This window comes from Jiangella sp. DSM 45060, from assembly GCF_900105175.1.
In the GTDB taxonomy this organism is placed as follows: domain Bacteria; phylum Actinomycetota; class Actinomycetes; order Jiangellales; family Jiangellaceae; genus Jiangella.
In genome coordinates this window covers 4,737,488-4,753,812 of the sequence record NZ_LT629771.1, presented here as the reverse complement: position 1 = coordinate 4,753,812, position 16,325 = coordinate 4,737,488, and the positions used below count along the sequence as shown (strand labels likewise).

Sequence of the window (16,325 nt, the reverse complement as noted above, 5' to 3'; positions counted from 1 at the left end):
AATTGTCCTGTCCGCGGTCGTGAATTGGCCTGCGGGTCATGTGTCGTTGCCATTTATGGATGCGCTCCGAGAAATTCAGAAAAAGGCCGTCGTAGAAGTTGCAAATTGCGCGACGACCGGTAGAATTTGAAGTGTCGTGCCGCACCCGACGCGGTGGGGCGTAGTTATTCACGAGGGAGTAGAGAACAATGGGTGTTGGTGCAGATCTTCCCACTCTTCGGGAGCTCCACGGGACGTTCACCAGGAACTCCGAGTCCGCGGACACCATCAAGAAGGAGGTCGACACCGGCGTCGGCAACGCCGTGTGGACCGGCCGTTACGCGGACGACTTCCGGAATGCCTGGGAGGAGTACCGCACGAACCTCGACACGCTCCGGGACGCGCTGACCGGTGCCGCCGACGACGTGCGGATCAACCACAACAACATCGCCGAGGCGACGGGCGAGCCGGATCGTATCTGACGGCCGGAACGCTTTTGCGACAGGTGGCCCGCATTCTCGCCGAGGATGTGGGCCACCTGCGCAGGTAAACTATGTCGTGAACGGGCCGGCAGGCCCACCGCGGAAACGGGGACGGGAACGTGCGGCTGCTGCTGAGCGCCACCGCATCGGGCGATGGCGACATCGTCGACCTCGCCGTCGACTGCGAGGACGATGCCACTGTCGCTGACATCGCCCGGCAACTCGCTGCCCGCGTCCGCCCGGCCGCCGAGCCGCAGATCCTCCACACCGCCGGCCGCCACCTCGGCGTCGTCGGCGAGAGCGTCCTCGACGACGCCCTGACCGAGGGCGCCCTCCCGCCCACCCTCTACCTCGCCGGCGTCCCGCTCGAGCCCGCCGTCAAGGTGGCCGAGTCGCCGCTGCGCAACGGCGCCCTGGTCGGCGTCGGCAGGCCGCTGCCCGACGTGTTCGGCGAGCGCACCGGCGTCGTCCAGGTGCGCACCGTGTCCGGGCCGGGCTCCGGCCGCGTCGACTACCTCTCGCCCGGCAGCCACGAGATCGGCAGCCGGGCCGGTTCCGCCGTCCACCTCTACGGCGAGGACACCCCGCCCGTGGCCGCCCGGCTCGACGTCACCGTCGACGGCACGGTCACGCTGACGCCCGACCCGTCGCTGGTCGGCGTCCTGGTGCCGCCGCCGGCGCGGGAGCGTCCGCTGGAGGGCCCTATCGTGGTGCCGAAGGACGACGACGAGCCCACCGGCCGCAAGCGCAAGCGGAGGCGGAAGCGGCGGTTCAAGAAGCGCATGGAGGAGCTGGCCCGGCTCAAGCACCCCAACCTCACCGTCGACCCCGAGGCCGACCGCCCGTTCATGCACCTCGACCGCGTGGCCGTCGACGCGCCCGTGCCGTGGCCGCCGGGCGGCGCGCTGGTGGTCGGCGACGTCGTGCTGGAGCTGGCGCTGCCGGTCGACCCCGACGCGTCGCTGTCGCCCAGCCCGGGCGGCATGACGCTCGACTACAACCGCCCGCCGCGGCTGCTGCCGCCGCCCCGGCAGACGGAGTTCCGGCTGCCGCACGAGCCGCGCAAGCCCGACAAGGAGCCCATGCCGTGGGCCATCGCGATGGCCCCGATGATCATGGGCGGCGCGATGTTCTACTTCACCCGGTCGCCGTTCAGCCTGATGATCATGGTCATCACGCCGATCATGATGATCTCGCGCTACCGCAGCACGAAGAACCAGCAGCAGAACCGCTACCACGACGACATGAAGAACTACGTCGAGCGCATGGCCCGCATCGAGAACCAGGCCTACGAGGGCCTGGTGACCGAGCGGTCCGCGCGTCGGCGCGACTTCCCCGACCCCGCGGCCCTGCTGCTGTTCGCCACCGGCCCGCGCGCGCAGCTGTGGGAGCGCCGCCGCACCGACCCCGACTTCATGCACGTGCGGGTCGGCACCGCCGACGTCCCCAGCGAGGTGTCGATGACCGACCCCGCGCGCGAGGAGCACGAGCGGGTGCTGCACTGGACGGCGCCCGACGTCCCGGTCGGCGTGCCGCTCGAGCAGGCCGGCGTCACCGGCGTGGCCGGCCGCGACGACGTCCGCCGCCAGGTGGCCGGCTGGATGGCCGCGCAGGTCGCCACGCTGCACAGCCCGGCCGACGTCGACATCGTCGTGCTCTCCGACGCCGAGGGCGGCCCGGCCTGGAACTGGATGCGCTGGCTGCCGCACGTGCGCCGGGGCGAGGACTCCGACGTCATCGCGGGCATCGGCGCCGACGAGGAGACCACCAACCGGCGCGTCGCCGAGCTGATGTCGATCATGGAGCGGCGCAAGGCCGCGCTGAACGACCGCAGCGGCGGCATGCTGGCCTCCCGCGACATCACCTTCCCGCCGCTGCTGGTGGTGCTCGACGGCGCCCGCCGCATCCGGCTGCTGCCCGGCCTCATCACGTTGCTGCGCGACGGCCCCCGCGTCGGCATCGACTTCCTCTGCATCGACGCCGACGAGCGGCTGCTGCCCGAGGAGTGCAAGGTCGTCGTCGCCATCGCGCCCGACGGCAGCGCCACCGTGCGCCGCACCGGCCACCCGACGGTCGAGGGCATCCGCCTCGACGTCGTGTCCGCCGCGTGGTGCGAGCGGCTCGGCCGGGCGCTCGCGCCGGTCAAGGACGTCAGCTCCGAGGACCTCTCGTCGTCGCTGCCGTCGTCGAGCCGCCTGCTCGACGTCCTCAAGCTCGACCCGCCCACGCCCGAGGCGATCCAGGGCTGGTGGACCACCGTCGGACGCACCACCAAGGCGGTCATCGGCGAGGGCATGGACGGCCCGTTCGCCGTCGACGTCAGGTCCGACGGCCCGCACGGCCTGGTGGCCGGCACCACCGGTTCCGGCAAGTCCGAGCTGCTGCAGACGCTGATCGCCTCGCTCGCGGTCGCCAACCGGCCGGACGAGATGACGTTCGTGCTGGTCGACTACAAGGGCGGCGCGGCGTTCAAGGACTGCAACAACCTCGCGCACACGGTCGGCATGGTCACCGACCTCGACGGCCACCTCACCACCCGTGCGCTGGACAGCCTGGCGGCCGAGCTGCACCGCCGCGAGCACCAGCTGGCGCACGCGGGGAAGAAGGACATCGAGGACTACCTCGCGGGCAAGGAGCCCGACGACGAGCCGATGCCGCGGCTGATGATCATCATCGACGAGTTCGCCGCGCTGGTCACCGAGCTGCCCGATTTCGTCAAGGGCCTCGTCGACATCGCCCGCCGGGGCCGGTCGCTCGGCGTGCACCTGCTGCTGGCCACCCAGCGCCCTGCCGGTGTCGTCAGCGCCGAGATCAAGTCCAACACCAACCTGCGCATCGCGCTGCGGGTCACCGACGGCAACGACAGCCAGGACGTCATCGAGGCGAAGGACGCGGCGGAGATCTCCAAGTCCACGCCCGGCCGCGCCTACGCCCGGCTGGGCGCGTCGTCGCTGGTGCCGTTCCAGTCCTCCCGGGTGGGCGGCCGGCCGCACCAGCCCGGCGCCGCGGTGTCGGTCGACCTCCGTGCGCTGCACTGGGACGAGCTCGGCCGGACGCCGCAGAAGAACGACGACGGCGAGAAGGACGAGGACGTCTCCATCCCGACCGATCTCGAGAGCCTGGTCACCGCGATCAACGCGGCGTCGGCCAACACCGGCATCAGCGCGCCGCCGCCGCCGTGGCTGCCGCCGCTCGACGACGTCGTCACGCTCGACGAGGTCCTGGCCGACCCCGCGTCCGTCATCGAGCGCGGCCGCGAGATCCGCATCCCGTTCGGCATCGTCGACGTCCCGCGCGAGCAGAGCCGCACCGTCGCGTTCTACGAGCTGTCCGCCGGCGGCCACTTCGGCATCATCGGTGCGCCGCGCAGCGGCCGGTCCACCGTGCTGCGGGCCATCGCCGGGCTGGTCGGCCGCGAGGTCTCGCCGCGCGACGTCCACCTCTACGGCATCGACTGCGGCAACAACGCGCTGCTGCCGATGGTCGGGCTGCCGCACACCGGCGCCGTCGTCAGCCGCGACCAGCCCGAGCGGCTGTCCGCGCTGTCCGCACGCATCCGCGCCGAGATCGGCCGGCGCCAGCAGCTGCTGGCCGAGCAGGGCTACTCCGACCTCAGCGAGCAGCGTGCCGCCGCGGCGCCCGCCGACCGCCTGCCGTACCTGCTGGTGCTGTTCGACCGCTGGGAGGGGTTCGTCCAGTCGTTCGAGAGCTTCGACAGCGGCCGGCTCATCGACCAGTGGCTGCAGATCCTGCAGGAGGGCTCCGGCGTCGGCATCAAGGTCGTCATGACGGCCGACCGCACCGCGCTGGTCGGCCGGGTGTCCGCGCTGGTCGAGGACAAGATGATGCTGCGCATGAACGACGCCAGCGACTTCGGCAACATCGGCATGCACCCGAAGAAGGTGCCCGAACACATGCCGGCCGGCCGCGGCTTCCGCGCCGAGGGCCTGCGCGAGACCCAGGTCGCGCTGCTCACCGACGACGTCGAGGGCACCGCACAGGTGGCCGCGCTGCAGCAGATCGCGCGCGAGGCCAAGGAGCGCCACGCCGACGTGCCGCGCCGTCAGCTGCCGTTCCGGGTCGACCAGCTGCCGTCGCGCATCAGTTACGCCGACGCTCTCGAGCTGGCCGAGCGGCCGCTGGCGCCCACGGAGCTGCCGCTCGCGGTCGGCGGCGACACCCTGACCCTGCGCTCGCTCGACGCCATCGACCACGGTCCCGGCATCCTCGTGCTGGGCCCGCGCCGCTCCGGCCGCAGCACCGCGCTGCTGACGATGGCCCGGTCGATGCTGGAGCGCGACTGGAAGGTCCTGATCATCACGCCGCGGCGCAGCCCGCTGCGCGACCTCGAGGGCCGGCCCGGCGTCGAGGCCGTCGTCGACCTCGAGCTCGACAAGGACGAGGGCACCCGGCTGTGGGAGTCGATGGTCCCCGAGAAGGGCGGCCGGCCCACCGCCGTCGTCGTCGACGACCTCGAGCTGATGGGCGTCGACGGCTGGATGGTCGACCTCCTCACCAAGCACCTGCCGAAACTGCGCGACACCGGCAGCGTCATCGTCGCCGCCGGCACCACCGACGACCTCGGCAGCAGCTACCGCGGCCCGGCCGCGGTGCTGAAGAAGTCGCGGTCCGGCGTGCTGCTGTCGCCGGGCGCGACAGCCGACGGCGACCACTTCGGCATCAAGCTTCCCCGGTCGATGACCGGCGGCATGCCGCCCGGCCGCGGCCTGTTCTCGGCCGCCGGGCAGTGGCAGCTGGTGCAGGTGCCCGAGACGAAGCTGGAACAGCCATGACACAGAAGACAGGACGACTACCGTGAGCGACGAGGTCGACAACGCGTACAAGCTGGCCCTGGGCGAGCAGATGCCCACTCTCCGCGGCAAGGCCAGCATCTGCAGCTTCGCCTTCTTCGAGGCGGAGGACGCGCTCGAGAAGGAGGCGTGGACGAGCACCACGGCCGACACCTTCTCGACCGCCCTGAAAGATCACCACCGCACCGCGGGCAACGCCGGCGAGAACGCCGGCACCGCGATCGAGAACAGATATGACGGCGAGCCCGACAAGGTGGCGTCCGACGACCCACGCGCCAACTGGGCCGGCTGAGATCCGCATGACCATGCACGCGGCAGGAGAATGAGCAGTGGCCAAGGCCCAGATCATCGTGAACGAGTTCCGCAACCTCGTCACGGGCGTCGAGAACGGCAAGGAGCGCCTCACCGAGGCGAAGACCGACCTCACGAACGCCATCACCCGCTTCGACATCGACCATGACCTCGGCACCCAGGTGCAGAACGCCATCGACTGGGCCGACACCGAGCTGCCCGGCGTGCGCCGGCGGCTGTCGCTGGCCGAGTCGCTGGAGAACTCCAACCCCGAGTGGCCGGCCGGCAGCGTCGAGATCGACGAGAGCAAGATCTCGCAGGTCTCGCCCGAGGAGGCGCAGCAGAACGGCGAGGACGCCGCGCAGGCGCTGATCGACTCCCGTGGCGACATCCCGCCGGAGGTGATCGAGGAGATCCTCGCCAACGCCAACGACCCGTACTTCGCCGCCGGCCTGGCGAAGAACATCTCGCCGGAGCAGATGGCGTCGCTGCTCGACACCTACGACGCCCTTGCCGAGGCCAACGGCGACCAGAACCACGACATGAGCGACGAGCGCCAGCAGCTCTACACCGGCCTCGGCACGCTCTTCGGCACCGCGACCCGCAACACCGGCGACCTCGCCATGCCGCAGGACTACGCCGACCAGTGGTCCAGCGCCATCACCGCGAAGGCGCACGGCGAAGGCGGCGACGCGCCGAACGACCAGGCGCAGTACCTCGCGCTGCTGATGTCGCAGGGCGTGTACTCGCGGGAGTTCCTCAACGAGGTCGGCGACGACCTCTACGACTACGAGAACGAGGGCGAGGACGGCGCCGTCTGGGGGCCGAAGTCCAACCACATGGACCCGGTGATCGACCCCACCACCGGCAAGCCGGTCGTCGACGTCATGGCGCAGTTCATGCTGACGCTGTCGCACAACCCGCTGGCCGCGCAGGACTTCTTCTCCCAAGGCGGGACGGAGGAGGTCGACGTCGAGGGCACCAAGATGCAGATGAACTCGCGGCTGCAGTACTTCCTGCAGGAACGTGACTGGGGCACGGTCACCTACGGCGACGACGGCGGCAACCTCGGCCTCGCCCTGCAGGCGGCCACCACGACATACCGCAACGGCGAGGAGACGGGCGCGACCTCGGCCACCATCGCCTCCCAGACGTTCACCCTCCTCGGGGACGTCACCGGCGACGACGCCGACGGCGGTGTCTTCGGCATCGGCGCCAATGACGGCTGGGACATGTGGAACGGCCTGCGCGGGCCGGTGGCCGACATGCTCGCGTCCTACGCACCGGACCTCATGCGGGTGGCTCGCACCGGGCAGCCCGACGGCGCCATCAACAACGGCTGGACGGTCGACCCCGAGACCGAGTTGCTCGGCGACGGCGCCCCTTACGGCGCGGCGATGAACCCCGAGATGATCCAGCAGCTCCTCAGCACCTTCGGTGAGGACGGACAGCAGGAGCACATCGACACCGTGCTCGCCGGCGTCGGGGCCGCCTCGCAGTGGCGCATGTCGCAGGCGCTGCAGGACGCGCTCGACGACGGCACGCCGCCGCCGGCCCCGGTCGCCATGCTGCAGGGCCAGAACGTGCCCGGGCTCACCACGGCCACCAACGAGATGGCGGCCACCCTGGGCTGGGTCATCAACGGCGCCTACCGGGGCGCGCTCGACAACGAGGAGCTGGAGCAGAAGGCGGCCGAGGCGCGCTCGGAGATCTTCGGCGCGCTGACCTCGCTCCCCGGCCTCGAACCGGCCGGCAAGTGGTCGGCGTTCGCGTACGGGCAGATCACCGGCCAGATCGAGAGCGCCCTGGGCGAGTCCGAAGGCACCGCCAGCGGCGACTACTCGGAGCTGTCGGCCAGCGAGAAGGAGGATCTCGAGAAGATGATCCTCAACCAGATGCTGGCCAGCGGGTACTTCGACCAGGAGTACATCGACGAGGCCAACCAGGGCGGTGACCGCTACGGTGCGCCGCCGCCAGAGGCGATCAAGCCGGGCAGCAACCCGCCCGAGTTCGACTTCGAGAGCGAGGCCTACAACCAGTGGCTGCGCGACAAGTTCCCGATGGACGACTTCCTCAACTCCAACGTGTACCCGCCGTTCAACGAGCACCTGAACGCCGGCGCGGATCTGGCCAAATGAGACTGCTGAAGACCGCCGCCGTGCTGGTGGCCGCCGTGGTGGCGGTCGCCGGCTGCGGCGACGACGACGAAGGAGACACCCCCGTGGACACGAGCACGATCCCGGCCACCGCGCCCGGAGGCGAGCTGCTCTGCGACTTCCTGCCCGCCGAGAGCGCGTCGCTGGCCCTCGGTGGTGAGGTCAGCGCCGAGGGCGGCCAGGTCAGCCGCGACAACCAGGGCGTCCTGACCGGCGCGGGCTGCCGCGTCACCGTCGACGGCGGCAGCGATGTCGCCCTGAGCGTGCTGGTCGACTACATGATGGGCAACGCCCGCACCGGCTTCGAGGACGGCCTCGCCGACGCCGAGACCTACCACCAGCTGCCCGACGACCAAGGCCTCGGCTACACCTTCTCCGACGGCGGCGCCGCCCAGGCCCGCCTCTCCAGCGGCGACTACCTCGTCGAGGTCCGCGTCACGGCCCCCGCCGAAGGCCGCGACGGCGAGGCCGACGCCGCGGCGATCGCCCAGCAGGTCACGCAGACCCTGGAGATTCCGCAGGAGTGGACGCTGCAGGGCTCGGCGCCGACCCGCTGAGTTCCGGAGCCTCGACGCGGGCGCTGACGAGCGGCGACCGGCCCCTGGTCCGGCGCCGCTCGTCAGGCTGCCTGGTCGCCGGTCTGCCGAGCCGAGCTCGTGCACCGGGGTCGGGTCCCCGCCCGGCTGGGAGGGCACCCACCCTACGGGCGGGCACCGACAGTCTCCGCCGAGCCTCGAGCCACCAAGCCGCGTGGCCGGTGGTCGCCGGTTGCGGCTGGGTTGCCGGTCGCGCCATGGGGGTGTGGCCGGGCCGCGCAGCGAAGGCGCGTCGTGCGATGTGCCGCTGCGCGGGTTCGGGTCCCCGCCCGGCTGGGAGGGCACGCACCCTACGGGCGGGCACCGACAATCGCCGCGTCGAATGCCCGCCCGGACGACCGGCGTCAGGCGGGGCGCAGCTGTTCGGCGGCGGCGGCCACGGCGGGGTCGTCGCTGTCGCGCAGGGCGGCCCACTGCTCCTCGTACCCGGCCGGCGGGGCCAGCTCGCCGGTGCCGCGCCCGGCCGTCGCCACAGTGGCGGCGGTGAGCTGCGTCAGCTCGTCGTCCCCGGCGGCGACGACGGCGCGCACCAGCGTCTCCGGGTCGGTGGAGCGCACCAGCTCGGCTGCGTAGTACGGGTCGTGCCGGTTCGCCTGGAGGTCGGCGACCAGCTCGCGCGTGCTGTCGTGGTCGCCGGGGATGCCGAAGCGGTGGGCGGCGCCGCGGGCGGCCTCGTAGGACGTCTGGATCGGCTTCGTGCTGACCTGCGTCTCGTCGCCGACGTACGGACGCGGCACGACCGGACGCTGGTGGTCGGGCTGGGTGCTGACGTCGTCGCCGAGGAGGTCCTGCGCCATCGCGAGCCGCCGGCGCAGACCCGGCAGCACCTCCTGGATCCACTCGGCCACCTGGTCGAACCGCGTGGTGTCGGAGGTCTCGAGGTGGACGCCGGACAGGATGGTGCGCATCTCGTCCTGCAGCGAAACGATCTGATCGCCGGCTCGTTCCATCGCCGCCACCAGCCGGGTCATCGCCTCGACGTCGATGGAGACGGTGGTGTTCGGCGTCTCCGTCTGGATGGGCTTCTCCAGCTCCGGCTTCTCCAGCACCGGGTCGCCGGGCTTGGTGGGGTGGTCGGTGTCGCCGAAGTCGTCGGGGTCCGGGGCGTCGTCGTCGTCGTCGCTGTCGGCGTGGAGCGGGTCATCGTCGGCCGGGTCCTCGGCGGTGTCCTCGGGCGCGGGGTCCTCGGTGGTGTCCTCGGTGGTGTCCTCGGCCGGCGGGTCCTCCGCGACGTCCTCGGAACCGCCGCCGCCCCCACCGCCTCCGCCGCCGTCGTACCCGCCGCCGTAGGACGACGAGTCGGTCTCCGGCGGGACGTACTCCTTGTCGAGGTAGCCGCCGGCCAGCTTGTCGGAGTCGGCGCCGCCGAGCTTGCCGGGGTCGGGGGCCAGGCTGTCGCTCGCCTTCGTCACAGCGGCCGCACCTCCAGCAGGTCGTCGTCGCCGCGGCTGTCGAGCGCGGTCTGGATGGTCTCGACGCAGGCCGCGGCGACGGATCCGGCCAGCCGGGCGTGCACGGTGAGCTCGTTGGAGAACTCGTCGGCGAGGCGGCTCACCCAGGCGCCGTCCTCCATGGCCCGCTGGGCGGGCGCGAGCAGCGACTCGCAGTCGTCGGCCACCAGCTGGGCGCGCTGCAGCGCCATCTCCAGCTCTTCGCGGCTGCTGGTGCCGGGGTCCGTCGGCGGGATGGTGGGCGGCCGGGCGATGAGGTCGGGCGTGGTGGCGTCGTCGGGCTGGATCGCCAGCGGCCGCGTCTCGTACGGCGACGGCTCGAAGCCGTTCGGGACCGCGTGGGCGGGGTCGGTCATACCTGCTGCCTCTCGTCGCAGACGTCTGGCTGTCCGGTCGTGCCCGAGACCCGGTCCTTTCGTGGTGGTTACCATACCCGTGACCGCCCGAGAGCCCACCCGTGAGTAGGACGTCCATGCCCGTCGAGTCCCTGTTCGACCAGCTCGAGCCGTTGCTGGCGCGGGTGTCCAAGCCCATCCAGTACGTCGGGGGCGAGCTCGGGGCCACGGTGAAGGACTGGGATTCCGCCGAGGTGCGGTGGGCGCTCATGTACCCCGACGCCTACGAGGTGGGACTGCCCAACCAGGGCGTGCAGATCCTGTACGAGCTGCTCAACGAGCAGGACGGCGTGCTGGCCGAGCGCACCTACGCGGTCTGGCCCGACCTCGAGAAGCTGCTGCGCGAGCACGGCATCAGCCAGTTCACCGTCGACGCGCACCGGCCGGTCGGCGCGTTCGACCTGCTCGGCGTCTCGTTCGCCACCGAGCTGGGCTACACCAACCTGCTGACGGCGCTCGACCTCGCCGGCATCCCGCTGCTGTCCGCCGACCGCGGCGACGATCACCCCGTCGTCCTCGCCGGTGGCCACGCGGCGTTCAACCCCGAGCCGGTCGCCGACTTTCTCGACGCCGCCGTGCTGGGCGACGGCGAAGAGATCGTGCTCGCCGTCACCGAGGTGGTGCGCGAGTGGAAGGCCGAGGGCAGCCCCGGCGGCCGCGACGAGCTGCTGCTGCGGCTTGCGGCCGGCGGCGGCGTGTACGTGCCGAGGTTCTACGACGTCACGTACCGCGCCGACGGCGCCATCGCCGCAGTCGTGCCGAACCGCCCCGGCGTCCCCGAGACCGTCCGCAAGCACACCGTCATGGACCTCGACCAGTGGCCGTACCCGCGCAAGCCGCTGGTGCCGCTGGCCGAGACCGTCCACGAGCGGTACAGCGTCGAGATCTTCCGCGGCTGCACCCGCGGCTGCCGGTTCTGCCAGGCCGGCATGATCACCCGGCCGGTGCGCGAGCGCTCGCTCGAGACCGTCGGCGCCATGGTCGCCGAGGGGGTCAAGAACTCCGGCTTCACCGAGGTGGGGCTGCTGTCGCTGTCCAGCGCCGACCACTCCGAGATCGGCGATATCGCGAAGGGCCTGGCCGACCGCTACGACGGCACCAACACCTCGCTGTCGCTGCCGTCCACGCGCGTCGACGCGTTCAACGTCACCCTCGCCGACGAGCTGTCCCGCAACGGCCGCCGGTCCGGGCTGACGTTCGCGCCCGAGGGCGGCACCGAGCGCATGCGCCGCGTCATCAACAAGATGGTCAGCGAGGACGACCTCATCCGCACCGTCAGCACGGCCTACGGCAGCGGCTGGCGGCAGGTGAAGCTGTACTTCATGTGCGGGCTGCCGACCGAGACCGACGACGACGTGCTGGCCATCGCCGACCTCGCCAAGCGGGTCATCGAGGCCGGGCGGAAGGCGTCCGGGCGCGGCGACATCCGCTGCACGGTGTCCATCGGCGGGTTCGTGCCCAAGCCGCACACCCCGTTCCAGTGGGCCGCCCAGGCCGATCACGAGGTCGTCGACGCCCGGCTGCGCAAGCTGCGCGAGAAGGTGAAGTCCGACCGCCGGTACGGCAAGGCCATCGGCCTGCGCTACCACGAGGGCAAGCCCAGCATGGTCGAGGGCCTGCTCTCCCGCGGCGACCGCCGGGTCGCCCGCGTCATCAAGGCCGTCTGGGACGACGGCGGCCGCTTCGACGGCTGGGGCGAGCACTTCTCCTACGACCGCTGGGTGGCGTGCGCCGAGGCCGCGCTGGCCGGCGAGCCCGTCGACCTCGCCTGGTACACCACCCGCGAACGCGACCGCGACGAGGTGCTGCCCTGGGACCACCTCGACAGCGGCCTCGACCGCGACTGGCTGTGGGACGACTGGCAGGACGCCGTCGACGAGATCGAGCTCGACGACTGCCGCTGGACCCCCTGCTTCGACTGCGGCGTCTGCCCGTCGATGGGCACCGAGATCCAGACCGGCCCGACGGGGCGCGCCCTGCTCCCGCTGACCCCGGTCTGACGGTCAGCCGGTGGCGGAGCCCGCCGCGCGCAGCGCGGCTTCGGCCTCGGCCCGCGTACGGGGCACGTCGTGTCCCTCGACCCACCACTCGACGTCCGGGCCGAGCAGCGACGCCGCCAGTTCGAGGTCGGGTCCGTCGCCGGGCCGGCGCAGGTGGTGCGGCGGCGGGTAGTAGGCGTCGCCGAGGAACAGGACGCCTGCGGCCGGCACACGAACGACGCTGGAGCCGTGCGCGTGCCCGCCGCCGACGTGCGCCAGTTCGACGGTGGCCCCACCCGCGGTGACGGTGAGACGGTCGTCGAAGACGGTGTCCGGCGCGACGAGGCGCAGCTCGCCGAAATCGTCGACCGCCCGCGCCCGGGCCCGGTAACTCGGACCCAGCAGGGGCTGCGCGGCGATCCGGCGGCGCAGCTCCTCGTGACTCCACGGCAGCGTGGCCTCAGCGGCCATCGCCTCGGCACAACGGCGGTGTGCCGTCGCCGGAGCGTCCCAGGCCGCGAGACCCCAGGTGTGGTCCCAGTGATGGTGCGTCAGGACCACCCCGGACGACCGGCGGCAGGCCGGCGGCCTCGACGCCGGCGCGGACGCGGCCGGCCAGGGCCGGGCTGTGCCCGGCGTCGACCGCAATCGAGCCGGTGTCGCCGGCGACGATGCCGACGGTGGCCTGGATCCGGTCCGGATCGGGATCTGCCGGCCACAGCCAGACCGGCCCGGTGAGGTGCTGGAGCATCGACCCGGTCCTATCACCACATTCGCGACCAGTGGGATCGCAGGTGAACGGTGCGGCCGGAAGCTCGTAGGCTGGGCACTGTGCGGATCCTCGTCGTCGACGCGTTCACCGATCGGCCCTTCGGCGGCAACCCGGCCGGGGTCTGCCTGCTGGACCGGCCGGTCCCCGACGACTGGATGCAGTCCGTCGCGGCCGAACTGAAGCACTCCGAGACCGCGTTCGTCGAGCCGGTCGAGGGCGACGAGGCGGCGCGGGCCACGCCGGCGGTCGACTACCGGCTGCGCTGGTTCACCCCCGAGGTCGAGGTCGACCTGTGCGGCCACGCCACGCTGGCCACGTCGCATGTGTTGTTCGAGCGCGGCGAGTCCGGCCCGATCCGGTTCAGCACCCGCAGCGGCGTGCTCACCGTCACCCGCGACCGGTCCGGCGCGGTCGGCATGGACTTCCCGGCGCTGCCGGCGCAGGAGGCGCCTGCTCCGGGCGGGCTGGCCGCGGCGCTCGGCGTCACCCCGGTGTGGACCGGCCGGAGCCGGTTCGACGTACTCGCGGTCGTCGAGTCCGAGGCGGTGGTGCGCGAGCTGGCGCCCGACCTCGTCGCGCTGGAGGTGGTCGAGGCGCGCGGCGTCATCGTGACCGCCCGCGCCGACGACGGCTCGCCGTACGACTTCGTGTCCCGCTTCTTCGCGCCGGCGGTGGGTGTTCCCGAGGACCCGGTGACGGGGTCCGCGCACTGCGTGCTCGGGCCGTACTGGGCGAAAGAGCTGGGAACGCCCGACGGCACCGCGCTGACCGGCGCGCAGCTGTCCGCCCGCGGCGGCATCGTCGGCGTGACGATGCACGGTGACCGGCTCGAGCTGGCCGGCCGGGCCCGCACCGTCCTCGAGGGCGAGCTGCGCGGCGTCTGAACGAGGTCAGGCCGGCACGACGTTGTGGTTGCGCCGGAACAGGTTCGTGGGGTCGTAGCGGGCCTTGACGGCGGCCAGCCGGGCATAGCCGACGGCGCCGTAGCCGGCGACGACGCGGTGCTCGCCCTCGTCGCCGATGAAGTTGAGGTAGACGGCGCCGGTGCGCCACGGCCGGACGGCGGCGCAGACGTCGTGCGCCCACTGCCGGCCGCGAGCGTCGTCGGCGGGATCGGTCCAGAGCCCGAACGGGTGCACCACCCAGCCGGCCTGCCGCCAGGGGATCGGATAGTCGGCCGGGCCGCGGGCGACCGCGCCGCCCATGCGGAACAGCACGTGCTGCGACGCCGACGGCACGATCAGCCCGGCCGCCTGCGCGCAGAACGCGTCGACGGCCTCGTCCGGGAGGGTGTCCAGATGTTCGGCGGACCAGTAGTTGCGCTGGCCGGGCGGGTCGTCGAGGGCCGACTGCAGCTCGTCGTACGGCAGCTCGGCCACCATCGCGCCGGCCGGGGCCGCGTCGAACAGCGGCGCCGCCAGCTCGCGCAGCGACTGCTCGCCGCCGGCGTGCACGAGCGCGACGCCCAGCGCCAGCCGCCCTGCCAGCTCGGCCGGCACGAAGTCCTCGCCCGCCGGGCCGGTGAGGTAGATGACGCCGCCGCCGAGCGTGTCGGGAGCGTCCTCCAGCAGGTCGCGGGCGGCCCGGACGATCCGCGGCCCGTCCTCCGGCGGCCACAGCAGCAGCGCCAGCGACGACTCCGGCAGCGGGTGCAGCCGCAGCGTCAGCGACGTCACCACGCCGAAGTTGCCGCCGCCTCCGTGCAGCGCCCAGAACAGGTCGGGATGGCTGTTCGGCGTGGCCCGGACGATCTCGCCGTCCGCCGTGACGACTTCCGCCTCGACGAGGTTGTCGCAGGCCAGCCCGAACAACCGGTCCAGCCAGCCGGTGCCGCCGCCGAGCACGAACCCGCCGACACCGGTCGTCGACACCCGGCCGCCGGTGGTGGCCAGCCAGTGCGGCGCGCAGGCGCGGTCGAGGTCGGCCATGGTGGCGCCGCCGCCGACGGTGGCCGTGCGGGCCACGGGGTCGACGGTGACGGCGTTCATCCGGCGCAGGTCGATCACCAGGCCGCCGTCGGTGAGCGCCAGCCCGGCGACGCTGTGCCCGCCGCCGCGGACCGCCGTCTCCAGGCCGTGCTCGCGGGCGAACGCCACCGCCAGCGCGACGTCGGCGCGGTCGGCGCACTGCACGATCAGCCCGGGCCGGCGGTCGATCATCGCGTTGAAGACGGCGCGCGCGTCGTCGTAGCCGGGGTGGTCCGGGGTCAGGAGATCGCCGGACACCAGCGCCCGCAGGTCGCCCGCCACGGCGTCGTCGAGACCGGTCATCGCACTGCCCCCCAAGACAGATGACTGGTGAAATGGAACGTACGCCCGCCGCGCCCACGTGACAATGGGTCCTTCGACCCACGTCACGTCCGCCGAGAGGACCGACCCTGAGCACCGTGCCGCACCAGCAGTTGCCCGCCGTCCAGAAGCTCCGCGTCCGCTTCGCCAAGCGCGGCCGGCTGCGTTTCACCAGCCACCGCGACTTCCAGCGGGCGTTCGAGCGGGCGCTGCGCCGGGCCGACGTGCCGATGGCGTGGTCGCAGGGGTTCACGCCGCACCCGCGGGTGTCCTACGCCGGCGCCGCGCCCACGGGCGCCGCCAGCGAGGCCGAGTACCTGGAACTGGCGGTCACCCGGGTCTGCGATCCGGAACAGGTGCGCGCCGCGCTGGACGCCGCGCTGCCGCCGGGCCTCGACGTCGTCCAGGTGGTCGAGGCCGGGCCCGGCGCGCTGGCCGACCGGCTGCAGGCGTCGAGCTGGGCCATCGAGCTGCCCGGCGCCGTGCCCGAGCAGGCGGCGGCCGCGGTGACGGAGTTCCTGGCGGCCGCGTCGGTGCCGGTCGAGCGGCTGACGAAGAACGGCGTGCGCAAGCTGGATCCCCGCGCCGCCGTCCTGCGGCTCAGCGCCGACACCGCTGCCGACCCCGTCACGTTGCGCACCGTCGTCCGTCACCAGTCGCCGACGGTCCGGCCCGACGAGGTGCTGGCCGGTCTGCGCCTCGTCGCCGGGTTCACCCCGCCGCAGCCGCCGCGCGCCGTCCGCCTGGCCCAGGGGGAGTGGGACGACGACACCGGCGAGCTGGCCGACCCGCTCGCCGACGCGCCCGGGCCGCACGACACGTGACATGACCCGACGTGATCTACGGCACACCGTAAGGCGGTACTGCTGACCTGCGGCGATGCCGAACCTCTGGGTGTGGGTGGTGCGGCCGCGGGCGGCCGCCATCGCCGTTTCCGGGCGGACATGTGCGATACTCGGAACTGGTCGGGCGGTACACGCCGCTCGGTCCGACGATGTCCTCGCCGACGTCCCGTGTGGTCGACCATGGTCGCCGCGGAGTCGCTCGGCACGCTGGGTCCGCCAAGCGGCCCAGCCGCGAGGCGCCCCGACCAGGGTGCGCCGCCGCGGCGGGCGCTGAGCAGGG

13 protein-coding genes are annotated in these 16,325 nt (G+C 72.5%); 8 read left to right on the top strand and 5 right to left on the bottom strand.

The annotated features are described in order from the left end of the window. Positions 1–188 precede the first annotated feature (188 nt). The 5 genes from BLU82_RS21105 (at position 189) to BLU82_RS21085 (ending at position 8,276) form a co-directional block, all read left to right on the top strand. Complete coding sequence (locus BLU82_RS21105) at positions 189–461, top strand: WXG100 family type VII secretion target (RefSeq protein WP_069112117.1); 273 nt, start codon at positions 189–191, stop codon at positions 459–461. Between the two features lie 119 nt (positions 462–580). Continuing rightward, positions 581–5,254, top strand: coding sequence for an FtsK/SpoIIIE domain-containing protein (locus BLU82_RS21100; protein ID WP_092623043.1), 4,674 nt, complete (start codon positions 581–583; stop codon positions 5,252–5,254). Positions 5,255–5,276: 22 nt separating this feature from the next. Further along, a complete protein-coding gene (locus BLU82_RS21095) occupies positions 5,277–5,564 on the top strand; it encodes a hypothetical protein (protein ID WP_092623042.1) in 288 nt (95 codons plus the stop codon). 37 nt (positions 5,565–5,601) lie between these two features. Next, positions 5,602–7,701: a DUF6571 family protein gene (locus BLU82_RS21090; protein WP_092623041.1), complete on the top strand. Its 2,100-nt coding sequence runs from the start codon at positions 5,602–5,604 to the stop codon at positions 7,699–7,701. Next, positions 7,698–8,276, top strand: coding sequence for a hypothetical protein (locus BLU82_RS21085; protein ID WP_092623040.1), 579 nt, complete (start codon positions 7,698–7,700; stop codon positions 8,274–8,276). The genes BLU82_RS21090 and BLU82_RS21085 overlap by 4 nt, the downstream gene beginning before the upstream one ends. A gap of 383 nt (positions 8,277–8,659) precedes the next feature. Here BLU82_RS21085 and BLU82_RS21080 read toward each other — a convergent pair whose 3' ends face one another. Beyond that, a complete protein-coding gene (locus BLU82_RS21080; protein ID WP_092623039.1) occupies positions 8,660–9,727 on the bottom strand; it encodes a hypothetical protein in 1,068 nt (355 codons plus the stop codon). Continuing rightward, entirely contained in the window at positions 9,724–10,122 is a 399-nt protein-coding gene (locus BLU82_RS21075) for a hypothetical protein (protein WP_092623038.1), read from the bottom strand. The genes BLU82_RS21080 and BLU82_RS21075 overlap by 4 nt, the downstream gene beginning before the upstream one ends. A 116-nt stretch (positions 10,123–10,238) precedes the next feature. Between BLU82_RS21075 and BLU82_RS21070 the strand changes: the two genes are divergently transcribed. After that, complete coding sequence (locus BLU82_RS21070) at positions 10,239–12,161, top strand: TIGR03960 family B12-binding radical SAM protein (protein ID WP_092623037.1); 1,923 nt, start codon at positions 10,239–10,241, stop codon at positions 12,159–12,161. Between the two features lie 3 nt (positions 12,162–12,164). On the opposite strand, the gene BLU82_RS21065 is transcribed toward BLU82_RS21070, so the two are convergent. After that, a complete protein-coding gene (locus BLU82_RS21065) occupies positions 12,165–12,701 on the bottom strand; it encodes an MBL fold metallo-hydrolase (RefSeq protein ID WP_197682369.1) in 537 nt (178 codons plus the stop codon). Continuing rightward, entirely contained in the window at positions 12,601–12,891 is a 291-nt protein-coding gene (locus tag BLU82_RS35195) for a hypothetical protein (protein ID WP_197683155.1), read from the bottom strand. Before BLU82_RS35195 ends, BLU82_RS21065 begins: the two co-directional genes overlap by 101 nt. A gap of 80 nt (positions 12,892–12,971) precedes the next feature. On the opposite strand from BLU82_RS35195, the gene BLU82_RS21060 reads away from it, so the two are divergent. Next, a complete protein-coding gene (locus tag BLU82_RS21060; RefSeq protein ID WP_092623036.1) occupies positions 12,972–13,796 on the top strand; it encodes a PhzF family phenazine biosynthesis protein in 825 nt (274 codons plus the stop codon). Positions 13,797–13,802: 6 nt separating this feature from the next. Here the strand turns inward: BLU82_RS21060 and BLU82_RS21055 are convergent, their stop codons facing one another. Continuing rightward, positions 13,803–15,182, bottom strand: a complete 1,380-nt coding sequence (locus BLU82_RS21055) for an FAD-binding oxidoreductase (protein WP_092623035.1) — start codon at positions 15,180–15,182, stop codon at positions 13,803–13,805. Between the two features lie 116 nt (positions 15,183–15,298). Here BLU82_RS21055 and BLU82_RS21050 point away from each other — a divergent pair, with 116 nt between their 5' ends. Further along, positions 15,299–16,024 carry a TIGR03936 family radical SAM-associated protein gene (locus BLU82_RS21050; protein ID WP_197682368.1) on the top strand — a complete coding sequence of 242 codons (726 nt, stop codon included), beginning with the start codon at positions 15,299–15,301 and terminating at the stop codon, positions 16,022–16,024. Positions 16,025–16,325: the final 301 nt, after the last annotated feature.

Coding starts and splice junctions, on each gene's coding strand:
- BLU82_RS21070 (WP_092623037.1), top strand. CDS start 10,239: ATGCCCGTCGAGTCCCTGTTCGACCAGCTCGAGCCGTTGCTGGCGCGG.
- BLU82_RS21055 (WP_092623035.1), bottom strand. CDS start 15,182: ATGACCGGTCTCGACGACGCCGTGGCGGGCGACCTGCGGGCGCTGGTG.
- BLU82_RS21075 (WP_092623038.1), bottom strand. CDS start 10,122: ATGACCGACCCCGCCCACGCGGTCCCGAACGGCTTCGAGCCGTCGCCG.
- BLU82_RS35195 (WP_197683155.1), bottom strand. CDS start 12,891: ATGCTCCAGCACCTCACCGGGCCGGTCTGGCTGTGGCCGGCAGATCCC.
- BLU82_RS21085 (WP_092623040.1), top strand. CDS start 7,698: ATGAGACTGCTGAAGACCGCCGCCGTGCTGGTGGCCGCCGTGGTGGCG.
- BLU82_RS21105 (WP_069112117.1), top strand. CDS start 189: ATGGGTGTTGGTGCAGATCTTCCCACTCTTCGGGAGCTCCACGGGACG.